We start from the raw sequence: 23014 nt of genomic DNA on the forward strand, positions 1-23014 counted from the left end.
GAAATCAGAAGCTAGGTAAATAAAAAGTGAGTGGAAATAATATGAAGACGAAAATTACAGAATTATTTGAAATCGAGCACCCGATTATTCAAGGCGGTATGCATTATGTCGGTTTTGCGGAGCTTGCTGCTGCGGTTTCAAATGCAGGTGGATTAGGCATTATTACTGGCCTGACTCAAAGAACACCTGAAAATCTAGCAAAAGAAATTGCGCGCTGTCGAGAAATGACTGATAAACCCTTTGGCGTAAATTTAACTTTCTTGCCTACCGTAAATACACCAGATTATCCGGGTTTTGTAGAAGCAATTATTAAGGGTGGAGTAAAGGTTGTAGAAACAGCGGGTCGTAATCCTGAACAGGTCATGCCTTATTTAAAGGCTGCTGGCATTAAAGTTATTCATAAATGTACCTCTGTTCGACATAGCCTAAAAGCCCAACAAATTGGATGCGATGCAGTTTCTGTAGATGGTTTTGAGTGTGGTGGGCACCCTGGTGAAGATGATGTACCGAATATGATTTTATTGCCTTTAGCAGCCGATGCATTAGAAATTCCATTTGTTGCTTCAGGAGGGATGGCGGATGGACGCTCACTCGCGGCAGCTTTAGCCATGGGGGCAGATGGAATTAATATGGGAACGCGTTTTATTGCAACTCAAGAAGCCCCAGTACACGCAAATGTGAAACAGGCGATTCTGAATGCAACTGAAAGAGATACCCGTTTAATTATGCGAGCTTTACGCAATACCGAGCGCGTGCTGAATAATGTGGCCGTTGAAAAAATTGTAGCGAAAGAAAAAGCGCTTGGCGATAACATTAAATTTGAAGATATTATTGAAGAGGTTGCAGGAGTTTATCCTAAAGTCATGATAGATGGCGATGTAAATGCCGGAGCATGGTCATGTGGGTTAGTTGCAAGTTTAATTCATGATATTCCGACCTGTGATGAATTGGTCAGCCGTATTGTAAAAGACGCAGAAGATATTATTCGTGGACGTTTATTGGGGCTTTTATAAAATCTAGCTTTAGCTCATAACGTTTATCGCGAAATTATTGAAAGTTATTCGTTTAAGATCAGTACAAGCTTGCTAGTTGTGCTGATCTTTTGCATCGGCGATACAATAATAAAGACACAAGACGGCAAAAATTAAGCCTAAAATACAGACACCCGTCCAACCAAAATGTTTCCAAGCGTAGCTTCCAGCTGTGGTGCCTAAAGCTCCACCTGCAAAATAACCAGTCATATAAATCGCATTAAAACGCGAACGTAATTCTTGATTGAGCTTAAATACAATACTTTGATTGGTGACATGAACTGCGGAAAGTGAAGCGTATAGAATGAGTAAGGCAATAATATAAAAGATGAAATGGTAGGGTAAAAGTGAAAAAAGAATCCAACTTAGAATAAGACCCACGCCGCAATAAATTGAAATTTTGTGGATATACCCTTGGTCAATAAATTTGCCTGAAAAATTGGCAACGAAAGTTCCTAAAACGCCAACAAAACCGAAAAGACCAATCGTAAAGTCACTAAAAAAATAGGGAGCGGGAGCCAAAAGTAATGACATGGTAGTAAAGGTTAAACTTACACAGGCAAATGTAAAACCACCAATATAAGTTCTGGTTCTTAAACGTCGATTTTGGATAAAAATTTGTGGAAGTGAGCGGACGGTTTTCGCATAGTTTTCAGATTTGGTGGGTGGGAACAATCCAATACTACGGTGCAAAATAATGGCGATGACTAGTAATAAAAAGCCACTGACCAGATAAATCACATTCCATGCAAAAAGCGTAGACATCAATCCTGATAGGGAGCGAGCGAGTAAAACCCCCATCATGAGACCACTCAGTAAAAAACCAACAACACGACCACTTTGTTGAATGGGAACCAGACTTGCGGCGAGAGGTAATAGAAGCTGAGCTGAACTGGAAAATAGACCGGTAATGATTGTACCTAGTAAGAGCAGATAAATATTATGTGAAAAACCACTAATAATTAATCCACTTGCAGCCAGTAACATAAAGATGAAGAGCAGTTTGCGCTTTTCTAAAATGTCTCCTAGTGGCATTAAAAAGAGTAAGCCACAAGCATAGGTAATCTGGGCTAAAGTAGGCACCCATGCCGTGGTGGTTTCGGTTAAATTTAAGCTCAAACTAATCGAATGAATAAGTGGTTGGCTAAAATAATTTCCGCCTGTACAGATGCCTGCTGCAATAGCCATTAAAATAATGGTTGGGGTATAGAGTGCGTTTTTCATCATGCCTATTGTCATAATGAAAGAGGAACTTTAACCATCACAACCATTACTTTTCTAAGTACGGTTGTCAGTGCGTTTCATTCAAAGCATCTTGAATATTGTGCACCATATGGATTAAACGTGGTCCAATTTCACCTTCAAGTTTTTCCGGATTTAAATGGAAACTTGGCGCACCACAGTTAAAGACATAAAGTCCGTGTTTAGAGCTGACTAAGGGTACAGCGACCGAGTTCACTTCTTTATGCCATTCACCTAAAGACAAACAATATCCGTAATCTTGATAATCTCGGAAAGCTCGTTCTAAAGAGCGTTTGATGGCAGGCCAGTTTTCAGCGTTCTTTTGCTTAAGTGCATCAAGTAAAAAATTACGTTCACGTTCAGGGGTCGCCGCTAAGCATGCTCTTCCCATTGAACTACTATGAAGTGGCAAAGTTGAGCCAATTGGACGGCGCATATTTAATGCAGTTTCAATTTGTACCACATCGATATACACCATATTTAATCGGTCACGTGTTGCCATTGCCACAGGGGCTTGCACATGTTGACTCATCTCTTCCATATATTGATGAGCAATAGTACGGATAGAAATATTCGACAATGCTGCATATCCTAAAGATAAAACACCAATGTCTAGGGTATATTTGGTCGAATTAGGCAATTGTTTTAAATAACCTAATGACACAAGGGTATTGGTAATACGTGCAATAGTCGGTTTAGGTAAACCTGTCATTTTTGCAAGTTCTTGATTTCCAAGTACCTGATTGTTTGCAGAAAAGCAGCGTAAAAGTTCTAAACCACGCGCTAAAGAAGCGATAAATTGAGGGTTATTTTCCCGATGAATATGTGAAATAGGATCTAGGCGTATCTCATCAAAATTTATTGGTTGTTCAGTTTTTGAATTCTGAGACATTCGATCCTCAAATATAATAAAGCAAAGTTTTGCCATTATATTTCGCTCTGCAAAATAAATCCATTCATCACTGCGCTGTTGTGATGAATGGATATCTGGTTTGGTAATTATGAAACGTTTTCAATCACCATAGCGAGGCCTTGACCCACACCAATACATAGGCTTACGACAGCATATTTCTTTTTACGACGAATGAGTTCGCGTGCCACAGTTAAAGCAAGACGGGCACCAGAGGCACCAAGTGGATGACCAATAGCAATTGCACCGCCATTTGGATTTACGCGAGAGTCATTAAAATCAATATCTAAGCCTTTTAAGCAAGACAACACTTGTGAGGCAAAAGCTTCATTAATTTCAATAATATCCATGTCATCTAAAGTCAGCCCTGCACGTGCAACTGCCTTTTTAATGGCTTCGATAGGGCCGGCCCCCATAATACGGGGTTCAATACCAGCAGCTGCTGCTGACAATATTTTTGCCATAGGCTTTAAGCCATATTTTTGACCTGCAGCTTCTGAACCAATCAAAAGTGCCGCAGCGCCGTCATTAATGCCTGAAGCATTCCCAGCAGTCACTACACCACCTTCAAACAATGGTTTTAATTTTGTAAGTGCTTCAACAGTCGAGCTTGGGCGAGGGTGTTCATCTTCAGAAACCAGTTTTGGTGGTAGCTTTTTGCCTTGGAAAACCTCAATTGGGGTGATTTCACCCGCAAAAAAACCTTCTTCTTTGGCTTTTTGATATTTGGCTTGTGACTGTGCCGCAAATAAATCGGCTTGCTCGCGTGTAATACCAAAGTCGGCAGCAACATTATCGCCCGTTTCAGGCATTGAATGACCGCCGTACTGAGCAATAATTTTTTTATTCGGAAAACGAGAGCCAATCGTGGTGTCATAAATTTTAGCATCACGGCTATAAGCACTTTCCGCTTTTCCCATCACAAAGGGTGCACGTGACATACTTTCTACGCCACCTGCAATATATAACTCACCCTCACCACAAGTAATGGCACGCGCAGAGTCAATTACGGCACCTAAACCACTGGCACATAAACGGTTTACGGTTTGACCGGGTACAGTTACAGGTAAACCTGCAAGTAAAAGCGCGTTTCTCGCAACATTACGGCTATCTTCACCTGCTTGGTTTGTATCACCCAAAATTACATCTTCAATATCAGCACCTGGAACACCAGTTTTTTCAAGTAACTTTTGAATGACTGTCGCTGCTAAATCATCTGGACGAATTGAGGCAAGTTCACCTGCATGGCGACCAATTGGGCTACGTAAACCATCATAAATATAAGCATTTAACATTGAGAAGTTCCTTTTCAAGACTCATGAGTAAAAGTAAGAGGTAAATGAAGTGCGACACGACGCTGTAACCACGGGCTAGGGCGATAGCGCGGGTCATGGGTAAGTGCTGTTATACGGTTCAGAATGAGTAAGATTTTTTGACTACCGACTTGGTCGCCCCACTCAATTGGGCCAAATGGATAGCCTAGGCCAAGACGTACTGCCGCATTAATATCATCTACTGTTGCAATATTTTGCTGGGCAATATCACAGCCTAAATTAATGACCATGGCTAAAACACGCTGAGCAACGAACCCAATACTTTCAGCAATCATGCTGACCGTATTTCCATCTAAATTGAAAATAGAGTGAGCTGCCTGAAGGTAGTCAGCTTTTGTGACAAGTGAAGGCATTAATGTGCGATGTTTTGCAATGCCATATAACATGTCTATAGCAACAGCTTGCTCAGGATTAACGCCTAGGCGTATAGCTGCTTGAGTTGTGTCTTCGCCGTAACAAGCGAGTAAACATAAACTGTCTGATTGCGGTGCAGAGCCAGTATCTAAGGCAATATTTTGCTGAGTTAAATAATCTTCAAGCTGTGTTTTATCTTCAGAGAAATCTGCTGCTACCCAAACTTTTGGATATTGCGCTAAACGGTCTACAAACTTGGCGGGTTGTTCACCTGTTTTTGAACCAGTTTCATAATTATAAAAACCTTGATTAACCTTGCGTCCGAGTTGTTTAGCCTCCAACATTTGTTTGGTTAACGGGTTAGGTTTGTAGCGTGCTTCTTCATAGTATTGATGGTAAATCGACTCCATGACAGGATGAGAAACGTCAAGCCCCGTTAAATCCATGAGCTCGAAAGGTCCCATTCTAAAACCAACACCGTCACGTAAAATTCGGTCAATTTCACTAATGTCGCAGACATTTTCATTTAGAATTTTTAAAGCTTCAGTTCCGTAAGCTCGTCCAGCATGATTAATAATAAATCCTGGTGTGTCTTTAGCAACCACAGGGCGGTGGCCGAATGCACGAGACAAGCTATTTAAAGCGTCGATAATAAGTGGATCGGTTTTTAAGCCCCGAATGACCTCAACAACCTTCATGAGTGGAACAGGGTTAAAGAAATGGTAGCCCACCACGCGTTCAGGTTTTTTACAGTTTGCAGCAATTGCCGTAATAGAAAGAGAAGAAGTGTTGGAAGCTAGGATGGTACTTTCAGAAACAACCTCTTCAAGTTGTTGCATCAAACTTTGTTTGATATCCAGACGTTCAATAATAGCTTCAATAATCAAGTCGCAATCTTTTAAATCTTCAATTTGTTGCGCAACAATTAAATGACTATTTGCCGCTGCAGCTTGTTCAGCCGTAATTTTATTTTTGTCGACCAACTTTTGAAATGTGGCAGCAAGTTGTTCTTTTGCTTGTTCTGCTGCACCTGCCTTAGCATCATATAAATAAGTGGTATGTCCAGATTGTGCAGCAATTTGAGCAATACCACTGCCCATAATACCTACACCAATCACAGCCATGCTTTTAATATCATAAGTCATGTCGATCATCCTGATTATTGATCTGTATTTGAAATTAAGCGGATAAATAAGGGTGGGTGATTTAACTTAAGCATTGTTTATCACCATCAATTGGTAAGATCTGGCCTGAAATAGAACGACCACTATCAGAGGCTAAAAATAGGCATAAATCTGCGATATGTTTCGGATTTACAAAATATTTGAGCGACTGATTTTTTAGTGCATTTTGTGTGACCTTCTCAAGAGAACTTTGGGCTACATCTGCGCGTGCCTGTAGAACGCGTTGGACACGGTCACCATCAACAGCACCTGGAAGAATCGCGTTAACTCGAATATTATCTGCACCGAGTTCCATAGAAAGTGTTTTGGTAAAACCAATAAGTCCCCATTTTGAAGTGGAATACGCCAAACGATATGGATAGCCTAAGCGACCTGCAATTGATGACATATTAATAATGACACCAGCGCCCGATTGCTTTAACAAGGGAATCGCTAATTGAGTAATTAAAAAAGTACTATTGAGATTTAAATTAATAACCGTATTCCAGTCATCAAAACTCAGTTCATCTGCGGCAATGGTTGGGCCTGAAATGCCTGTGTTGTTAACTAAAACATCAATATGGCCAAGTTTTTTGATCGCTTCGGCAAACATAAGCTTAATTTGCTCAGGCTCTGCTAAATCACATGCATATATGTGCAACTTTGGAGAATCTTTCTGAAACTGTTCTAGACTTTGAGCATTAATATCACAAACGAAAACTTCATCATCGTTGTTTAAAAATACTTCAGCAATGCAGCGTCCAATCCCTGAGCCACCTGCACTAATAAATACTTTTTTAGCCATTTTCATTCCTTTGGTGTTGTCTATTTAAATTATTTACCTTGATACGAGGGTTTGCGTTTTTCAATAAAAGCTTGAACACCTTCATTTTTATCTTCGGTAGAGAACAGTAGTTGGAATGATTTACGTTCTAGGGTTAAGCCAGCATTTAAAGGAACATCTTCACTCATGAGTGCAACTTCTTTAATTTGCTGCAAGGCGATAGGTGGCATTTTTGCTAGGCTTTGCGCCATTTGAATAGCGGTGGGAATAGTTTGATCGTCTTCTGTCACTTGTGAAACAAGCCCAATGATATAAGCTTCTTCAGCCTTCACCATTGCACCTGTCATAATCATGCGCATAGCATGAAATTTACCGACTGCACGAAACAAACGCTGTGTGCCACCAGCACCTGGCATTAAACCAACTTTAATTTCTGGCTGTCCAAAAACTGCACTTTTACCGGCAATAATAATGTCGGCATGCATTGCCAATTCACAGCCACCACCCAACGCATAGCCATTTACAGCCGCAATCACTGGTTTAGGGCACTGGGAAATTGCGTTCCAATAACGTTCAGTGTGACGTAATAGCATTTCTGTTGAAGTCGCTGTTGCCATTTCTTTTAAATCTGCACCGGCGGCAAAAACTTCATCTCCGCCAGTGAGTACAACTGCATTGATCTCATCGTTAAAACTTAATTCGGAAAAAATTTGTGCTAATTGCTTACGAACTTCACCGTTTAAGGCATTTTTAGCTTCTGGGCGGTTAATTTTTACAATCGCTATTTTTTGAATGGTGTAATCAACATCTACGAAATTATTCCCTATTTCTTTACTCATTTTTGCATTCCTTGTTTCGCATATCAAAACTATATTCCTTTTATGATGCGTATTTTGGAATTTATTTCAAGTCTTATTTATTTAAATAGAGCAATTGTGATCTCTTAAGGAGTGTAAGTGCTTGATATTGTGTATTGGTCTGTTTTTAAATTTCGTTTAACGAAATTAATTTTCAAAAAAGCTTGAAATTTGTGTTTTCGTTCTCGTACTATGAAACAAATCCGCAGTAAACAAGATTTAAAACATGGTATCCAGACAAGCTGGAATTGGCTGATGGGTACGATGGAAATACATAAGAAGGGAGATCACAGATGATCCGTGATGAAGGGATGTTGGAACAATTACTTTCAACAATTCGAGATTTTGTAAAAAATGAATTGATCCCTCGTGAAAACGAAGTGGTAGAGAAAGATAAAATTCCGGATGACATTGTGCAGCAAATGCGTGAGCTCGGTTTGTTCGGACTCACAATTCCAGAAGAATATGGTGGTTTAGGCATCACCATGGAAGAAGAAGTAAGAGTCGCATTTGAACTTGGGCAAACCTCACCAGCTTTCCGTTCTTTAATTGGTACCAATAACGGAATTGGCTCAAGCGCGATTTTGATTGATGGGACAGAAGAGCAAAAGCAAAAATATTTACCACGTTATGCAAGTGGCGAAATTATAGGTTCATTTTGTTTAACCGAGCCTGAATCTGGTTCTGATGCGGCATCTTTAAAAACCAGTGCAGTAAAAGATGGTGATTTTTATGTTCTAAATGGTACTAAGCGTTTTATTACCAATGCGCCACATGCAGCTACTTTTACGGTAATGGCACGAACCAATCCTGAAATTAAAGGATCGGGGGGCATTTCAGCCTTTTTAGTAGAAGCCAACACACCCGGCATTACTTTAGGAAAAATTGATCAAAAAATGGGACAAAAGGGTTCTCATACCTGTGATGTCATTTTTGAAAATTGCCGAGTACCTGCATCTGCACTTATTGGTGGCATTGAAGGTATTGGTTTTAAAACGGCCATGAAAGTGCTTGATAAAGGCCGTTTGCACATTGGGGCATATAGCGTCGGTGTTGCTGAGCGTATGTTAAATGATGCTCTTCACTACGCCATTGAACGCAAGCAATTTGGTCAGCCGATTGCGAACTTTCAGCTTATTCAAGCCATGCTCGCTGACTCAAAAGCCGAGATTTACGCTGCTAAATGTATGGTTTTAGATGCAGCTCGCCGTCGTGACAATGGCGAAAACATTAGTACAGAAGCATCTTGCGCAAAAATGTTTGCGACCGAAATGTGTGGTCGAGTGGCAGATCGCTGCGTACAAATTCACGGTGGGGCAGGTTATATCAGCGAATATGCCATTGAACGTTTTTATCGTGATGTGCGTTTGTTCCGTTTATATGAAGGAACCACGCAAGTTCAACAAATTATTATTGCCAAAAACATGATTAGGGAAGCTACAGCCTAATAAAAAATTAAATGCCATGAGGCATCGGATGCCTCATGTTCCTCTAAGGATATGGATATGACCACAGAAACACTGAAGCAGGAAGCAAGCCCTGAAGGGATTCAAACCCCCAAAAAGATTTGGATTACTGCATTTATCTTTGCCTTTCTTACCTTGTTATGTGATGGCGCAGATTTGGGTTTTCTCGCGCTCAGCTTAACCAGTTTAAAAACGGAGTTTCATTTAACGGGTGTACAGGCAGGTACTTTAGGAAGTTTAACGCTTTTAGGTTCAGCAATTGGCGGTCTGATTGGTGGTTGGGCATGTGACCGTTTTGGCCGCGTGCGCATTATTGTATTTTTTATTGCTTATTCTTCAGTTTTAACCTGTGCGCTTGGTTTTACTGATTCTTATATGCAGTTTGCCATTGTACGAGTCTTTGGCTCGATGGGGCTGGGTGCATTATATATTGCCTGTAATATTTTAATGTCAGAAATGGTGCCGACTAAACATCGTACCACTGTATTGGCAACCTTGATGACGGGTTATACCTTGGGTTCATTACTTGCAACCTTGTTAGCAGGTCATATTATTCCTGAGCATGGTTGGCGTTTTCTGTACTGGATTGCAATTACCCCTGTGGTGCTGTCGGTTTTGATGCACTTTTGTGTGCCTGAACCTGCATCTTGGAAAAAATCACGTGAATTGAAAGCGTTGGCGGCAACGACAGTCGATCCAACCCAAAAAGTGAAACGTCAGAATCCTTATCTTGAAATTTTAAAAGATAAAAAACACGGCACTATGTTTGTGTTGTGGATTATCAGTACAGGTGCATTACAGTTTGGTTATTACGGGGTAAGTAACTGGTTACCTGCTTATCTTGAATCTGATCTGGGGATCAAATTTAAAGAAATGGCGATGTATATGGTCGGTACCTTCCTGATTATGATGTTTGCCAAAGTAATTGCGGGCATTGTTGCGGATAAATTGGGTCGCCGTGCTGTGTTTGCTTTTGGAACCATTGGTACAGCACTGTTTATTCCTGTCATTGTTTATCTAAATACACCAACCAATATTTTATGGATGATGCTGTTCTTCGGTTTCTTGTATGGCATTCCATACGCCATTAATGCCACCTATATGACTGAAAGCTTCCCGACTTCGATTCGTGGTTCTGCGGTTGGTGGTGCCTATAATATTGGCAAGGTTCTGTCGATTTTCTCTCCACTTACAATTGGTTATTTATCGCAAAGTGGTTCTATTGGTTTAGGGCTATTGGTGATGGCAGCTGCTTATTTTATCTGCGGTGTGATTCCACTGTTATTTATTAAAGACCGATTATTTAACCCACAAAAAGCTGATTAATTCAGCAGCGTTTCAGACTTGATCATGATCAGGTCTGAACCTAAATCATGCACGGTTACCAGTTAATTTATTGCATGAAAAAAATGATAAATAGAAAGATGGATGATTTTTATAAAAATATTCTCTTTCAAATAAATGAGTTTAGGAATACTCACTTTTATGTAATGGATAGGTAAAAATATGAAAATGGAAGCTCTAAGTACATTCCAAGACAATGAGGTCACTCAGACACCTAAAAAAGTCTGGGTTCTAGCCTTTATATTTTCATTTCTCACTTTACTTTGTGATGGTGCTGATGTTGGCATTCTAGCTTTTACTCTGACCAGTATTAAGGCCGAATTTGGTTTAACCACGATTCAGGCAGGTGCATTAGGCAGTTGGTCAATTTTTGGTATGGCGATTGGTGGACTGATTGGTGGCTGGGCAAGTGACCGTTTTGGACGAGTCCGTATTATTGTCATTTCAACAGCAGCATTTGCCATACTTTCTTGTATGACGGGGTTTGCACAATCCTATGGGCAACTCGCGATCTTAAGAATTATTACCTGTATGGGATTGGGTTGTCTCTACATCGGCTGTAATACTTTAATGTCTGAAATGGTGCCGACCAAATATCGTACAACGGTGTTAGCAACACTGATGACTGGTTATACCCTCGGTTCTTTAACCATTACAGGTCTATCAGGTTGGATTATTCCTGAATTTGGCTGGCGGATGCTGTATTTCATTACGATTATCCCGATTGTTTTGGCTGTTCTCATGTTCTTCTTTGTGCCTGAACCTGAGTCATGGAGAAAAGCCCGTGCTTTAAAACTTGCTAACCCTGCTGTTGGCACTGCCAAAAAAGCTGAGAATCCTTATATCGCCCTATTTAAAGATAAAAAACACGGCAAGATGCTCATGCTTTGGTCATTTAGTTCTGGGTTCCTGATGTTTGGTTATTTGGGGGTGAGTAACTGGTTGCCTGCTTATCTAGAGTCTGAATTAGGGATTAAATTTAAAGAAATGGCAATCTATATGATTGGAACATTTTTGACCATGATGTTTGCCAAAGTGCTTGCTGGTTTTGTAGCAGACCGTATTGGACGCCGAGTTGTTTTCGCCTTCGGTACGATTGGAACCGCACTGTTTATACCAGTGGTGGTGTATATGCATACGCCTGAAAACATTGGTTGGCTGATGCTGGTTTTTGGTTTCCTTTATGGTATTCCGTACGCTATTAACGCAACTTATTTAACCGAAAGCTTCCCAACCTCTATTCGAGGTACAGCAGTGGGTGGTGCATTTAATATTGGACGTATCGGAGCGATCTTTGCGCCACTGACCATTGGTTATTTGGCAATGCATGGTTCCATTGGTGCAGGCTTATTACTGATGGGTATTGCATATTTTGTCTGTGGACTTATCCCAACCTTATTTATTAAAGATCGTTTATACGATCCTCAAAAAGCTGAATAACTAAGGAGAGTGAAGAAATGATTAATAAAGTGACCAGTGATATTGAACCGATTTTAAAAGCTATTCCTGATGGGGCAACCATCATGACAGGTGGGTTCGGTGTTACTGGACAACCAGCAGAATTAATTGAGGCCTTAATTGATTTAGGCAAGAAAGAACTTACCATTATTAATAACAATGCAGCTTCTGGTTATCGGGGTTTAACAAATCTGATTATTGCCGGTTGTGTTAAGAAAATGATTTGTTCATTCCCTAAATCGGCTGGGTCAACAGTTTTTCAAGATTTATATCGAGCTGGAAAGATCGAGCTAGAGCTGGTTCCACAAGGGAATTTGGCATGCCGTATTCAAGCAGCAGGTGCAGGATTAGGAGCTGTTTTTACTCCAACTGGCTATGGCACCAAAGTTGCCGAGGGTAAAGAAACGCGAACTATTAATGGCAAAAATTATGTACTTGAATATCCACTTGAAGCTGATTTTGCATTGATTTATGCAGATAAGGCCGACCGCTGGGGCAATTTAACTTATCGCAAAGCGGCCCGTAATTTTGGCCCCATTATGGCAAAAGCCGCAAAAAATACCATTGTTCAAGTTAATGACACGGTAGAGCTAGGAACGCTTGACCCAGAGTGCATTATCACACCGGGAATTTTTGTACAGCACGTTGTAAAAGTAGGAGATATCTAATGTCAGTTCAAAAGCGTTCTCGTGAAGATATTGCCAGACTGATTGCCAATGACATTCCTGAAGGTTCTTATGTCAATTTGGGAATTGGACTTCCTACTAACGTTGCCAAATTTTTGCCAAAAGACAAAGAAATCTTTTTACATTCGGAAAATGGTGTTTTGGCTTTTGGCCCGCCACCACAACTCGGTGAAGAAGATGAAGACTTAGTCAATGCCGGAAAAGAACTTGTCACTTTATTAGAAGGTGGATGCTTTATGCATCATGGTGACTCGTTTGACATTATGCGTGGAGGCCATTTAGACATTTGCGTTATTGGTGCATTCCAAGTTGCGGTAAATGGTGATTTGGCAAACTGGCACACAGGCAAACCAGATGATGTACCTGCCGTAGGCGGTGCGATGGATTTGGCGGTTGGCGCAAAAACGATTTATGTCTATATGGAACATGTCACTAAAAAGGGTGAGTCAAAAATTGTAAAAGAACTCACATATCCACTCACAGGTGAGCAATGTGTAAATCGTATCTATACCGATTTATGCATTATTGAACTGAAAGATCAGAAAGCCTATGTCAAGGAAATGGTGGAGGGTCTAAGTTTTGATGAATTACAGGCAGTGACCGACTGTCCGCTCATAGATGCACGTGTAGCCTAATTTATACACATGGAAAAAAGCTTCTTTAAGGATTAAAAGATGAAAAAATTAATTTTAGCTGCAGCTTGCGCTGCGGCTTCAGGGACTGTTTTTGCAAATTCTTCAGATACAACAGAACAGCGAATTAATTTGCTAGAAAGTGAGCTACAAAAGTTAAAAGCAGAACTTATAGCTCAAAAACAAAGTCAAAGTAATTTACAGGTCAAACAGGCCCAAATTGAAGAAAATGTCGAAAAGAATAAGAGCATTGAAACAGCTAAGCCGATTGCTCCGTCTTGGGTGACTTGGACCGACAATGTTAAGGTTTACGGTATTGCCCGTATAGATGCGGCGGTCGATTTTAAATCCTCACCTGATTCGGGAGGCAGAACGACAAGTAGCTTAAACCGCACACCTTTTGAGAGTGATAAACGTTCTAATCATGCGCGTTCAGATGTAAGTGTAAATGCAAGCCGCTTAGGGGTCTATTTTAATAGCCCGAATAAAGCGGTTACGGGAAATATTGAAGCCGATTTCTTTGATAGCTCTAACATGGGAACGGGCGATGGTAAATTCCGTATTCGCCATGCATTTTTCACTTATAAGGATTGGACCTTTGGTCAAACATGGTCACTCATGTCCAACATGGAAACACGTACAGAATCTGTGGACTACACGCAATTTGTAGGAACTTCCTATACACGGACTCCTCAAATTCGCTATGACTGGAAAATTGATGCCAATAATGATTTAAAAGTAGCTCTAGAATATACAGGTTCAAGAGTCTCGGCTTTTCCATCATTAACGGGACGCTATACCTTTAAACAAGGTCCTTTAACTGCACTTGCTCAAGGTTTTATTAATGAAAAATCTGCAGATGTCGCAACTGCCACGGTTAAGAAAGTAAGTTGGGGCGCAGGGGGCGGGTTAAAATACCAATTAACGCCACAGCAATCGGTGCAAGCAAATTATCAATATATTGTTGGTGATCAAAAATTTATGCCTTACACCACGCAAAGCGGCTTGGCAAATTCAACAAGTTTAAATGCAGCGGGTGATTTTTCTTTAAATGAAGAAAAAACAGATTTAGTTATGAATAAACTCAATAGCGTAAATATTGGTTATACATATAAATTCAATGAACAATGGCGTGCAAACTTATCAGCTTCAGTGTTTGATTATGATGATGATACGGCTTATGCAAAACTCAATCCCGATGCCAATAAGCGTTTAACTGACTATGCGGCTAACGTTTTTTATTCGCCTATTGAACAAATGGATATCGGCATGGAATACCATCAAGGTAAACGAGAAGTCTTTGATGGCAGAACAGCTGATGTATCACGTGTAAACTTTGTGTCGATGTATAAATTTTAAAATAGGGCGTAATTAAAAAATGGAAAAAATAGTTCGACCCGATGCAGACAATATTTTGTCAAAAAGCTTTATTTTTATCATGGCGATGACATGCGGGATTTGTGCGGGCTCGAACTATTATAACCAGCCTTTAATTTATTCAATTGCCAAAGCTTTGCAGGCTAATGCCGAACAAGTGGCTTTAACCATTGTGATTGGACAACTGTCTTATGCGATAGGACTGTTTCTATTGGTTCCACTCGGTGATTTCTTTGAAAAGCGTAGTTATATTTGTTTGCTCATGTGTTGTACGGGGCTTGCACAAGTGGGGCTTTCTTTTAGCCAAACCTTGCCAGTCTTATATGGCTTTACCTTTTTAGCAACATTCTTTTCTATTGCAACTCAAGTTTTGGTTCCTTTCGCCGCAGGTTTGGCAGGTCCGAAAAAAAGCCCGCAAGTTGTTGGGACTCTCATGAGTGGTTTGTTCTTGGGAATTTTATTGGCGCGCTCTATTGCGGGTTTACTTTCTACGGTTTGGTCTTGGCATGCCGTTTATTTAATTAGTGGCATCGTCATTTTGGTTTTTGCTTGGATCATGTGGTCAAAATTACCAGTTGCGCGTAAATCTCATCAACTCAATATTCTACAAATTTACAGTTCATTATTTTCATTAGCGGTGCATCAACCTCATCTGCTTCGCCGTGGTTTTGCTGGTGGAATTGGTTTTGGTATTTTGGCACTTATTTTTACAACCATGACATTTCTTTTAGCCAATGCTCCTTATCATTTTAATGATTTCCAAATTGGTCTATTTGGAATTGTCGGGTTAGCTGGTGTGTTTGCCACACCGTGGGCGGGTAAGAAAATTGCAGCGGGACTTGAGAATAAAGTTGCACTGGTTAGCATGGTTTTATTAATTACTGCATGGATACCACTATTTTTTGCACAGCAATCTTTAGTGGCCTATGCGGTTGGCGTAATTATGGCTTACTTTGGGCTGTCTGCATTTCATGTACTCAACCAAAATCTGGTTTATCGAATTTCCGCGCAGGCACGTTCCCGCATTAACTCAATTTATATGACGCTCTATTTTGGTGGGGCGGCCTTAGGTTCTTTTATTGCAGTTTATGCATGGAAACACTGGGGATGGGAAGCCTGTGTAGCCTTAGGTATAAGTCTAGCCATTGTGAGTTTTATGATTGATCGCTTAGATTTCTATGAAATGGACAAAATTGCCAAGCAAGAAAAAGCTCCATAAGGAGGAGCTTAACAGGGCTTTTATTTTCGAATAATCATTAATGTGGCAGTGGCAAAAGCATATACTTTTCCGTTTTCATCCACGATTTTTCCTTCAGTACTAATAATATTGCGCCCCGCATTAATCAACTCAGCCTTTGCGTAGTAAGACGTATCAACTTGCATGGGACGAATCATTTTTACATTCAAATCAATAGTCCCATAGCCAACTCCATGTTCGAGTAGAGTATGCGCAGCACTTCCTGTAGCAGTATCTAAAGCTGTAGCACAAAAGCCGCCGTGTACACCGCCTTGTATGTTTCGATGTTCTTGCTTAGGTGTAACTTTATAAGTGGCTTTACCTTCGGAAACTTCTACTAATTGCATGGGGATGGTGTGAGCCATAGGCGATGGAGAAACTTCGCCATTTTTTAAAGCTGTTAAAAATTCAAGACCTGTGTATTTCGGGCTATCCATAAATCGTCCTTGGATGATAAGTAATGTAATCACAATACTATAAATTGATTTTTTACGGAATAATATTTTGCAATACAAAATTAAAATAGCAATCAGTTTTTTATTTCTACAAGCATTAATTTAATAAAACTATTTAAATACAACTTCTTAAATATTTAACGGATATTTTTACGTGTTAAATTTTATGAAAATAGTGAAAACTAGTTTTGCTATAAGAAATTTTTTGATATTTTGGTTGAGTTGAAAAAATAAAAGTCTATTCAAGGAAAAACATATCTGCCTGTATGACCTAGGCAGTGAAGTGAAAGGGAAAAAACTATGCCTTTATACAAAGCTCCATTACGTGATATGCAATTTGTTTTGCATGAAATGCTTCAAACAGAACAGAATTACCAACGTTTAAGCAAATATCAAGAAAGCGTAAATCGAGAATTAATTGATCAATATTTAGAGGCAGCAGCAGATTTCTGTGAAAATGAATTGGCACCTATTAATCAAAATGGTGATCAAGAAGGGTGTCATTTAAATCAGGGCGTAGTGACTACACCGAAAGGTTTTAAAGAAGCCTACCAAAAATATGCCGAACTTGGGTTTACCTCTCTAACCGCCGACCCTGAATATGGTGGGCAGGGCTTACCAACTCTATTACGCATTGCGATTTCTGAAATGTTGTGTGGTTCTAACTGGGCTTGGGCAATGTATCCGGGATTATCTCATGGTGCGATGAGAACAATTGAACACCACGGAACAGAACAGCAAAAGCAGCAGTTTTTAACCAAGTTAATTAGTGGAATCTGGACTGGAACCATGTGCTTAACCGAATCACATGCGGGCTCGGACCTCGGTTTAATTAGAACCAAGGCTGAACCAAATCTGGATGGTAGTTACTCAATTACTGGGGAAAAGATTTTTATATCGGCAGGTGAACACGATCTTTCTGAAAATATTATTCATATTGTTTTAGCTCGATTACCTCAGGCACCCGCAGGCACAAAAGGTATTTCTTTGTTTATCGTGCCTAAATTTAATGTAGATGATGAAGGTAATTTGCAAGATCGCAATCAGGTCGTCTGTAGTGCCATTGAACATAAAATGGGTATTCACGGAAATGCCACCTGTGTTCTTAACTTTGATGGTGCTCAAGGTTATTTGATTGGTCCGGAAAATCGTGGGCTTAATTGTATGTTTACCTTTATGAATACCGCGCGCATTGGAACGGCAGTACAAGGGCTCGCTGCCTCTGAAATTTCATTTCAGGGCGCGTTAAGTTATGCCAAAGAACGCCTCGCAATGCGTTCATTATCTGGTCCAAAATATCCAGAAAAGAATGCCGATCCGATTATTGTGCATCCTGCCGTGCGTTCAATGTTAATGACACAAAAAGCATTTGCTGAAGGTGGACGTGCGCTAGCTTATTTTCTAGCTCAACATGTAGATATTGTTGAAAGTTCAGCCGATCAAGAACAGCAAAAACAGTCCGATAATTTACTGGCTTTTTTAACGCCTATTGCTAAAGCTTTTTTAACTGAGTCTGGTAATGAGTCTGCAAAACATGGTGTTCAGGTATTTGGTGGGCATGGGTTTATTGTTGAGCATGGAATGGAGCAAATTGTACGCGATGCACGCATTTCAACCTTGTATGAAGGAACAACCGAAATCCAGTCTTTAGATTTGCTTGCACGTAAAGTCTTAAATTCAGAAGGCAAGCTCTTAAAGAATATGACGGATTTAATTGATCAATTCATTCTTCAACATCAAGCAAATGTTGCACTGAAACCTTATTTAGAAAAATTAGGTGAACTTAAGCAACAATGGTTATCGCTCACTACAACAATTGCCGAAAAAGCGAAGCACAATCCAGAAGAAATTGGCGCGGCCTCTGTAGATTATCTTTATTTTTCTAGTTACGTCGTGTTTGCCTATCTTTGGGCTCGAATGGCTCAAGTTGCCCATGAAAAATTGGCATTAGGTACACAAGAGGAAGCTTTTTATAAAGCGAAGTTAACAACAGCTAAGTTTTTCTATCAAAAACTTTTACATCGTACACAAAGTCATGCTGCCGCAATTGAGTCAGGAGCTGAATCTGTCATGGAGCTTGACCAAGATGCTTTTGCATTCTAGCAAATAGTAGTTTTTTGAGAATCAATGGGTGAAATTTTTATGTGGAATTTTACCCATTGATTAAATTTGTAACTTTAGACTCATGAGTTTTTGGTAGGAAAAACCAATTTAGCCAAGGGAATAGACCATTAATATAAGCATTAAAACGTGAACTTTCATTAAATATTGATGTTCGATAAGGACTAAGGAAAGAAAATCATGAATGCTTATTATCAATTACTGAATAGATCAATTGGTCCTCAAGGTGAAGTTATTGCTCATTATTGCTCAACTGTTCATGCACAAGGCACTTGGAACCCTCATGAACAGCATATGGCACCAGCAAGTGGCTTAATAGCAGCGGAGTTAGAGCAGTTTTCACCACGACAAGGCATGCGAATTGGTCGAATTAGTTTTGATATTTTTGGTCTTATTGCATTTGGTGAATTTACAATTAAGACCCAAGTGATTCGTGCCGGAAAAACAATTGAGCTAATAGAAGCTGAAATGCAAGCACAAGGTAAAACCTGTATTGTTGCCAGAGCATGGCGAATGTGTACTCAAGACAGTTCCGATATTGCTGGGCTTGAAGATCAGCCAGTTCATCATCCAGACTCTTTTACAGAGTGGAAGGGTATGAAAAGATGGCCGGGTGGTTTTATTCAAACATTAGTGACAAAAATTGATGATCAGCATCGCGCAGGTAAAGGTATCGTTTGGCTAAATAATGATAAAGAAATGGTTGAAGGGCAGCTGACCACAGATTTTGCACATTTGATTGGTATGGTGGATACCGCAAACGGAATTGTACCAAGACAAGAAGGTGAATTTACGTGGGGGTTTCCAAATCTTGATTTGCAAATCCACATGCACCGTTATCCGCAAGGTAAATGGTTAGGTTTGGAAACTGTTCAGCAATATGGATCGGATGGTATTGGCTTAACAAGTGCAGTTTTACATGACCTCTATGGCCCATTTGGACGAAGCGAGCAGATTTTAACTTTACGTAAGATGGCCAAATAAATATTTGGACCCATAAAAAAGTCATCCCGGAGGATGACTTTTTTATTTTGAGATTTAAAGTTTAAGCAATTTCTTAGCTACGAACTTTAATCAGTGTTGGTGTAAGTTCATCCCAACGTGCTTTTGCAGCGTCCATTGCTTTCATTTTGATATGTCCATAACCACGAACTTCTGCTGGTAATTTTGCAATTTGTTCAGCAACAGCCAAGTTATGATTTTCTGGAGCTTCAACCAGTGCTTCAACAAATGCGATGTAACGGTCACGCCATGCTTGTTCGTGTTGACGTTCTTCTTGGCGCGCAAATGGGTCAAGGAAAGTTTCACGCAGCCATTGTAAGCGAGCAAGCATCATCATTGGGAAGCGCATCCAGTAACCAAACGCACGTTTACGAACATTTTGCAGACCACCGAGTAATGCTGGTGGAGCAAGATGGTAAGTTAAACGTAAGCCTTTACCAAACTGTGTTTCAATCGATTCTTTGAAGCTTTTGCCTGTTAACAGACGTGCAACTTCATATTCATCTTTGTACGCCATGACTCTATAAAGCTGGGTTGCAATTGTACCAGTTAATTCTTCTGGTAACTTTTTAGCAGCCAGTTCTACCAGAGTACGGTATTTAGTTGCATAAGCGTCATTCCAATAGTCTGTAAGACGAGTAGAGCGGTCTTCAACAAGTTCAGCCAACGTTTGCGGCGTTTTAGTTTTTGGCATTGCTGCGAGTAAACGTGCAGCTAAAGTTGGGTCACTTGCAAGATGACAACCTACGCGGAAAGCTTCAATGTTCTTTTCAACAGCCGTACCATTTAAGCGAATTGCTTTTTCAATGCTTTCACGTAATAACGGAATGCGACCAGATTGCCATGCCATACCGAGTAATAACTGATTGGTATAGATTGCATCGCCCAATAGTTGTGTTGCAATGCGAGCTGCTGGTAATGAAACCAATTGACCTTGACGAACACGACCACGAAGACGATCAATTAAATCAGTAATAGGTGCATACCAGTCACGAGATTTAATAAACTCAGAAGTAGGGGTACTGTCTTCATTGACAATGACTAAAGCATCATCTCTTAAGCGAGAAAGTGCGGCACTACCACCAGCCACTACAGCATCTGCACCAATCAGTAACTCACATTGTCCTGCTGGAATTTTTGTAGAAGAAATTTGCTCATCACTTGCTGCAAGTTGTACGTATGAATAAACCGTACCGCCTTTTTGTGCAAGTCCAGCCATGTCCATAACACGTGTCGCTTTGCCTTCTAGGTGAGCTGCCATACCAAGGAGTGCACCAATAGTCACAACACCTGTACCGCCAATACCACCGACCATAATACGACTTGGAACATCATATAACTGAGGAATGATTGGTGATGTTGGCCAGCCTGCGCCAATTCCTTCAAATTTAGCTGGACGTTTCATATCACGTGTATGAACAGTCACAAAACTTGGGCAGAAACCTTCAGCACAAGTGAAGTCTTTATTACAGCTACTTTGGTTAATTTGACGTTTAGTACCTAATGCTGTTTCTACTGGTTCGATAGATAAACAGTTTGATTTTTTCGAACAGTCGCCACAGCCTTCGCAAATATCACTGTTAATGTATAAACGCTCAGCTGGGTCAGGATAGGCATCACGTTTACGGCGACGGCGTTTTTCACTGGCGCAGGTTTGTACATAAATTAAAGCGGTCACACCTGAAACTTCACGCAATTCACGTTGAACCGCGTCAAGTTCATTACGATGGCGAATTTCTACACCCGGTGCAATGCCGTCTTCTTCGTTTAATAGTTTAACTTCATCAGTCACAATGACTTGTTTTTTAATACCTTCAGCAGCAAGCTGACGAGTTAATTGCGCAACGCTCAAATGTCCATCTACATGCTGACCACCTGTCATAGCGACCGCATCGTTGTAGAGGATTTTGTAGGTAATATTAGTTTTTGCAGCGATGGACTGACGGATTGCTAAGTAACCTGAGTGGAAGTAAGTTCCGTCACCAAGGTTGGCAAAAATGTGTTTTTCATTGGTAAATGGTGATGCACCGACCCAACTTACACCTTCACCGCCCATTTGCGAGAATGTTTCGGTACCACGGTCAAGTGAAACAGCAATATAGTGACAACCAATACCGCCTAACGCACGGCTACCTTCAGGGACTACCGTTGATGAGTTATGTGGGCAACCACTACAGAAATAGGGTTTACGCTCAGCAAGATCAATAACACGTTTTGATTCTTGCTCTGCTTTTAGCAGTAAGTCGATTCTGCTTTGGATTTGTACTTTTAAGCTTTCTGGAATATCTAGTTTTAAGAAGCGAGTAGCCAGCATTTTTGCAATAGGTTCAGGCTGGTACTCATAGTGACCAATGAGCGGTGCTTCTTCAATAGAGGTACTCCATTCACCTTTGCTATCAGTTGCTTTACCAATGACACGAGGACGTTTGCCATCAGGCAGTGAGTACAGCTCATCTTTAATTTGTGTTTCAATAATTGGACGTTTTTCTTCAATAACAATCAGTTCTTGCAAGCCTTCGGCAAACTCACGAACACCTTGAGGTTCTAAAGGCCAAATCATCCCAACCTGATAAACACGTAGCCCAAGCTGTTGGGCAGTTTCGTCTTCAATACCTAAAATACGTAAGGCTTCAATCGTATCTAAATAACCTTTACCACTCGCAGCAATACCAATACGGGCATTTTCACAAGGCCATGTTACGGTGTTGATTTTATTCGCGCGGGCATAAGCCAAAACAGCAGGTAAGCGATATTTATAAAGACGTTCTTCTTGCTGAATGCCATGATCTGGCCAACGAATATTAACGCCACCCTCTGGGAAATTAACATCTTCTGGTATAACGGGATTAACTCGGTCTAGATCAACATGAACTGAAGCAGAGGTTTCTACAATTTCACTGACCAGCTTCATTGAAGACCAAAGGCCAGAAAAACGTGAAACGGCAATGGCGTGTACACCAAAGTCTAAAATTTGTTGAACGGATGTTGGGTAGAAAATTGGAATACCACAACCAATCATGACATGTTCAGACTGGTGAGGGATTGTAGAAGATTTACAAGAGTGGTCATCACCAAATAAAGCAACGACACCACCACGTTCAGAGGTACCAGCTAAGTTCGCATGGCGGAGTACATCGCCTGAACGGTCAACACCCGGGCCTTTACCATACCACCATGAAGACACTCCATCATATTTGCCTTGGCCTGAAAGATTAACTTGTTGCGTACCCCAAATTGCGGTAGCAGCCAAGTCTTCGTTTACACCAGGTTGAAATACAACATTATGGGATTTAAGTAATCCTTGAACTTGCCAAAGGAAACTATCATAGTTACCAACAGGAGAACCGCGATAACCAGAAATAAAACCAGCAGTATGATAACCATTAATCGCGTCACGGCGAGTCTGAGCAAGAGGCAATCGAACAAGTGCCTGAATGCCGGTCATATATGCTGTACCGTTATCACTTATATATTTATCTTCAAGTGACACATCCTTTGTTGCAATAATATTTGGAGTGACTTTTGTAGCTATGTTCATTTATATCTCCTTAGAATTTTTAG

At 40.5% G+C, this 23014-nt stretch carries 18 protein-coding genes; 10 read left to right on the top strand and 8 right to left on the bottom strand.

Annotated elements, in window-relative coordinates:
• The first annotated feature begins 41 nt into the window (after positions 1 to 41).
• Positions 42 to 1013 (top strand): nitronate monooxygenase family protein, encoded by a 972-nt coding sequence (locus tag RMB13_RS08480; RefSeq protein ID WP_004642382.1) that lies wholly within the window; start codon positions 42 to 44, stop codon positions 1011 to 1013.
• A gap of 72 nt (positions 1014 to 1085) precedes the next feature.
• On the opposite strand, the gene RMB13_RS08485 is transcribed toward RMB13_RS08480, so the two are convergent.
• The 6 genes from RMB13_RS08485 to RMB13_RS08510 all read right to left on the bottom strand — a co-directional run bounded on the left by RMB13_RS08485 (position 1086) and on the right by RMB13_RS08510 (position 7657).
• Positions 1086 to 2258, bottom strand: a complete 1173-nt coding sequence (locus RMB13_RS08485) for an MFS transporter (RefSeq protein ID WP_311084969.1) — start codon at positions 2256 to 2258, stop codon at positions 1086 to 1088.
• A 64-nt stretch (positions 2259 to 2322) separates the two neighbouring features.
• Positions 2323 to 3165, bottom strand: a complete 843-nt coding sequence (locus tag RMB13_RS08490; RefSeq protein WP_004642385.1) for an IclR family transcriptional regulator — start codon at positions 3163 to 3165, stop codon at positions 2323 to 2325.
• A gap of 107 nt (positions 3166 to 3272) precedes the next feature.
• On the bottom strand, positions 3273 to 4478 hold the full coding sequence (locus tag RMB13_RS08495) for a 3-oxoadipyl-CoA thiolase (RefSeq protein WP_311084970.1): 1206 nt from the start codon (positions 4476 to 4478) through the stop codon (positions 3273 to 3275).
• A 14-nt stretch (positions 4479 to 4492) separates the two neighbouring features.
• Positions 4493 to 6016 carry a 3-hydroxyacyl-CoA dehydrogenase gene (locus RMB13_RS08500; protein WP_311084971.1) on the bottom strand — a complete coding sequence of 508 codons (1524 nt, stop codon included), beginning with the start codon at positions 6014 to 6016 and terminating at the stop codon, positions 4493 to 4495.
• 61 nt (positions 6017 to 6077) lie between these two features.
• Positions 6078 to 6839 (bottom strand): SDR family oxidoreductase, encoded by a 762-nt coding sequence (locus RMB13_RS08505; protein WP_311084972.1) that lies wholly within the window; start codon positions 6837 to 6839, stop codon positions 6078 to 6080.
• A gap of 29 nt (positions 6840 to 6868) precedes the next feature.
• Complete coding sequence (locus tag RMB13_RS08510; protein WP_311084973.1) at positions 6869 to 7657, bottom strand: enoyl-CoA hydratase; 789 nt, start codon at positions 7655 to 7657, stop codon at positions 6869 to 6871.
• A gap of 311 nt (positions 7658 to 7968) precedes the next feature.
• On the opposite strand from RMB13_RS08510, the gene RMB13_RS08515 reads away from it, so the two are divergent.
• The 7 genes from RMB13_RS08515 to RMB13_RS08545 all read left to right on the top strand — a co-directional run bounded on the left by RMB13_RS08515 (position 7969) and on the right by RMB13_RS08545 (position 15857).
• On the top strand, positions 7969 to 9123 hold the full coding sequence (locus tag RMB13_RS08515; protein WP_003651134.1) for an acyl-CoA dehydrogenase family protein: 1155 nt from the start codon (positions 7969 to 7971) through the stop codon (positions 9121 to 9123).
• Positions 9124 to 9180: 57 nt separating this feature from the next.
• Positions 9181 to 10467, top strand: coding sequence for an MFS transporter (locus tag RMB13_RS08520; protein ID WP_005041502.1), 1287 nt, complete (start codon positions 9181 to 9183; stop codon positions 10465 to 10467).
• Positions 10468 to 10647: 180 nt separating this feature from the next.
• A complete protein-coding gene (locus tag RMB13_RS08525) occupies positions 10648 to 11925 on the top strand; it encodes an MFS transporter (RefSeq protein WP_205469469.1) in 1278 nt (425 codons plus the stop codon).
• A gap of 17 nt (positions 11926 to 11942) precedes the next feature.
• Positions 11943 to 12611 carry a 3-oxoacid CoA-transferase subunit A gene (locus tag RMB13_RS08530; RefSeq protein ID WP_311084974.1) on the top strand — a complete coding sequence of 223 codons (669 nt, stop codon included), beginning with the start codon at positions 11943 to 11945 and terminating at the stop codon, positions 12609 to 12611.
• The gene (locus RMB13_RS08535; RefSeq protein WP_311084975.1) at positions 12611 to 13264 is read left to right on the top strand and encodes a 3-oxoacid CoA-transferase subunit B; all 654 of its coding nucleotides are present in this window, start codon (positions 12611 to 12613) and stop codon (positions 13262 to 13264) included. Before RMB13_RS08530 ends, RMB13_RS08535 begins: the two co-directional genes overlap by 1 nt.
• Positions 13265 to 13303: 39 nt before the next feature.
• Positions 13304 to 14620, top strand: a complete 1317-nt coding sequence (dcaP, locus tag RMB13_RS08540; protein ID WP_311084976.1) for an outer membrane trimeric porin-like protein DcaP — start codon at positions 13304 to 13306, stop codon at positions 14618 to 14620.
• 19 nt (positions 14621 to 14639) lie between these two features.
• Complete coding sequence (locus RMB13_RS08545; protein WP_311084977.1) at positions 14640 to 15857, top strand: MFS transporter; 1218 nt, start codon at positions 14640 to 14642, stop codon at positions 15855 to 15857.
• Positions 15858 to 15877: 20 nt separating this feature from the next.
• Here the strand turns inward: RMB13_RS08545 and RMB13_RS08550 are convergent, their stop codons facing one another.
• Positions 15878 to 16327, bottom strand: a complete 450-nt coding sequence (locus RMB13_RS08550; protein ID WP_080592417.1) for a PaaI family thioesterase — start codon at positions 16325 to 16327, stop codon at positions 15878 to 15880.
• Between the two features lie 303 nt (positions 16328 to 16630).
• Between RMB13_RS08550 and RMB13_RS08555 the strand changes: the two genes are divergently transcribed.
• Positions 16631 to 18433, top strand: coding sequence for an acyl-CoA dehydrogenase C-terminal domain-containing protein (locus tag RMB13_RS08555; protein WP_311084978.1), 1803 nt, complete (start codon positions 16631 to 16633; stop codon positions 18431 to 18433).
• A gap of 198 nt (positions 18434 to 18631) precedes the next feature.
• Positions 18632 to 19435: an acyl-CoA thioesterase domain-containing protein gene (locus RMB13_RS08560; RefSeq protein ID WP_209830545.1), complete on the top strand. Its 804-nt coding sequence runs from the start codon at positions 18632 to 18634 to the stop codon at positions 19433 to 19435.
• 73 nt (positions 19436 to 19508) lie between these two features.
• Here RMB13_RS08560 and RMB13_RS08565 read toward each other — a convergent pair whose 3' ends face one another.
• Entirely contained in the window at positions 19509 to 22991 is a 3483-nt protein-coding gene (locus RMB13_RS08565) for an indolepyruvate ferredoxin oxidoreductase family protein (RefSeq protein WP_311084979.1), read from the bottom strand.
• Positions 22992 to 23014: the final 23 nt, after the last annotated feature.

Origin of the sequence: Acinetobacter sp. V102_4 (assembly GCF_031799005.1) — a bacterium.
GTDB lineage: Bacteria > Pseudomonadota > Gammaproteobacteria > Pseudomonadales > Moraxellaceae > Acinetobacter > Acinetobacter calcoaceticus.

Coding starts and splice junctions, on each gene's coding strand:
- RMB13_RS08480 (WP_004642382.1), top strand. CDS start 42: ATGAAGACGAAAATTACAGAATTATTTGAAATCGAGCACCCGATTATT.
- RMB13_RS08485 (WP_311084969.1), bottom strand. CDS start 2,258: ATGATGAAAAACGCACTCTATACCCCAACCATTATTTTAATGGCTATT.
- RMB13_RS08490 (WP_004642385.1), bottom strand. CDS start 3,165: ATGTCTCAGAATTCAAAAACTGAACAACCAATAAATTTTGATGAGATA.
- RMB13_RS08495 (WP_311084970.1), bottom strand. CDS start 4,478: ATGTTAAATGCTTATATTTATGATGGTTTACGTAGCCCAATTGGTCGC.
- RMB13_RS08500 (WP_311084971.1), bottom strand. CDS start 6,016: ATGACTTATGATATTAAAAGCATGGCTGTGATTGGTGTAGGTATTATG.
- RMB13_RS08505 (WP_311084972.1), bottom strand. CDS start 6,839: ATGGCTAAAAAAGTATTTATTAGTGCAGGTGGCTCAGGGATTGGACGC.
- RMB13_RS08510 (WP_311084973.1), bottom strand. CDS start 7,657: ATGAGTAAAGAAATAGGGAATAATTTCGTAGATGTTGATTACACCATT.
- RMB13_RS08515 (WP_003651134.1), top strand. CDS start 7,969: ATGATCCGTGATGAAGGGATGTTGGAACAATTACTTTCAACAATTCGA.
- RMB13_RS08520 (WP_005041502.1), top strand. CDS start 9,181: ATGACCACAGAAACACTGAAGCAGGAAGCAAGCCCTGAAGGGATTCAA.
- RMB13_RS08525 (WP_205469469.1), top strand. CDS start 10,648: ATGAAAATGGAAGCTCTAAGTACATTCCAAGACAATGAGGTCACTCAG.
- RMB13_RS08530 (WP_311084974.1), top strand. CDS start 11,943: ATGATTAATAAAGTGACCAGTGATATTGAACCGATTTTAAAAGCTATT.
- RMB13_RS08535 (WP_311084975.1), top strand. CDS start 12,611: ATGTCAGTTCAAAAGCGTTCTCGTGAAGATATTGCCAGACTGATTGCC.
- dcaP (WP_311084976.1), top strand. CDS start 13,304: ATGAAAAAATTAATTTTAGCTGCAGCTTGCGCTGCGGCTTCAGGGACT.
- RMB13_RS08545 (WP_311084977.1), top strand. CDS start 14,640: ATGGAAAAAATAGTTCGACCCGATGCAGACAATATTTTGTCAAAAAGC.
- RMB13_RS08555 (WP_311084978.1), top strand. CDS start 16,631: ATGCCTTTATACAAAGCTCCATTACGTGATATGCAATTTGTTTTGCAT.
- RMB13_RS08560 (WP_209830545.1), top strand. CDS start 18,632: ATGAATGCTTATTATCAATTACTGAATAGATCAATTGGTCCTCAAGGT.
- RMB13_RS08565 (WP_311084979.1), bottom strand. CDS start 22,991: ATGAACATAGCTACAAAAGTCACTCCAAATATTATTGCAACAAAGGAT.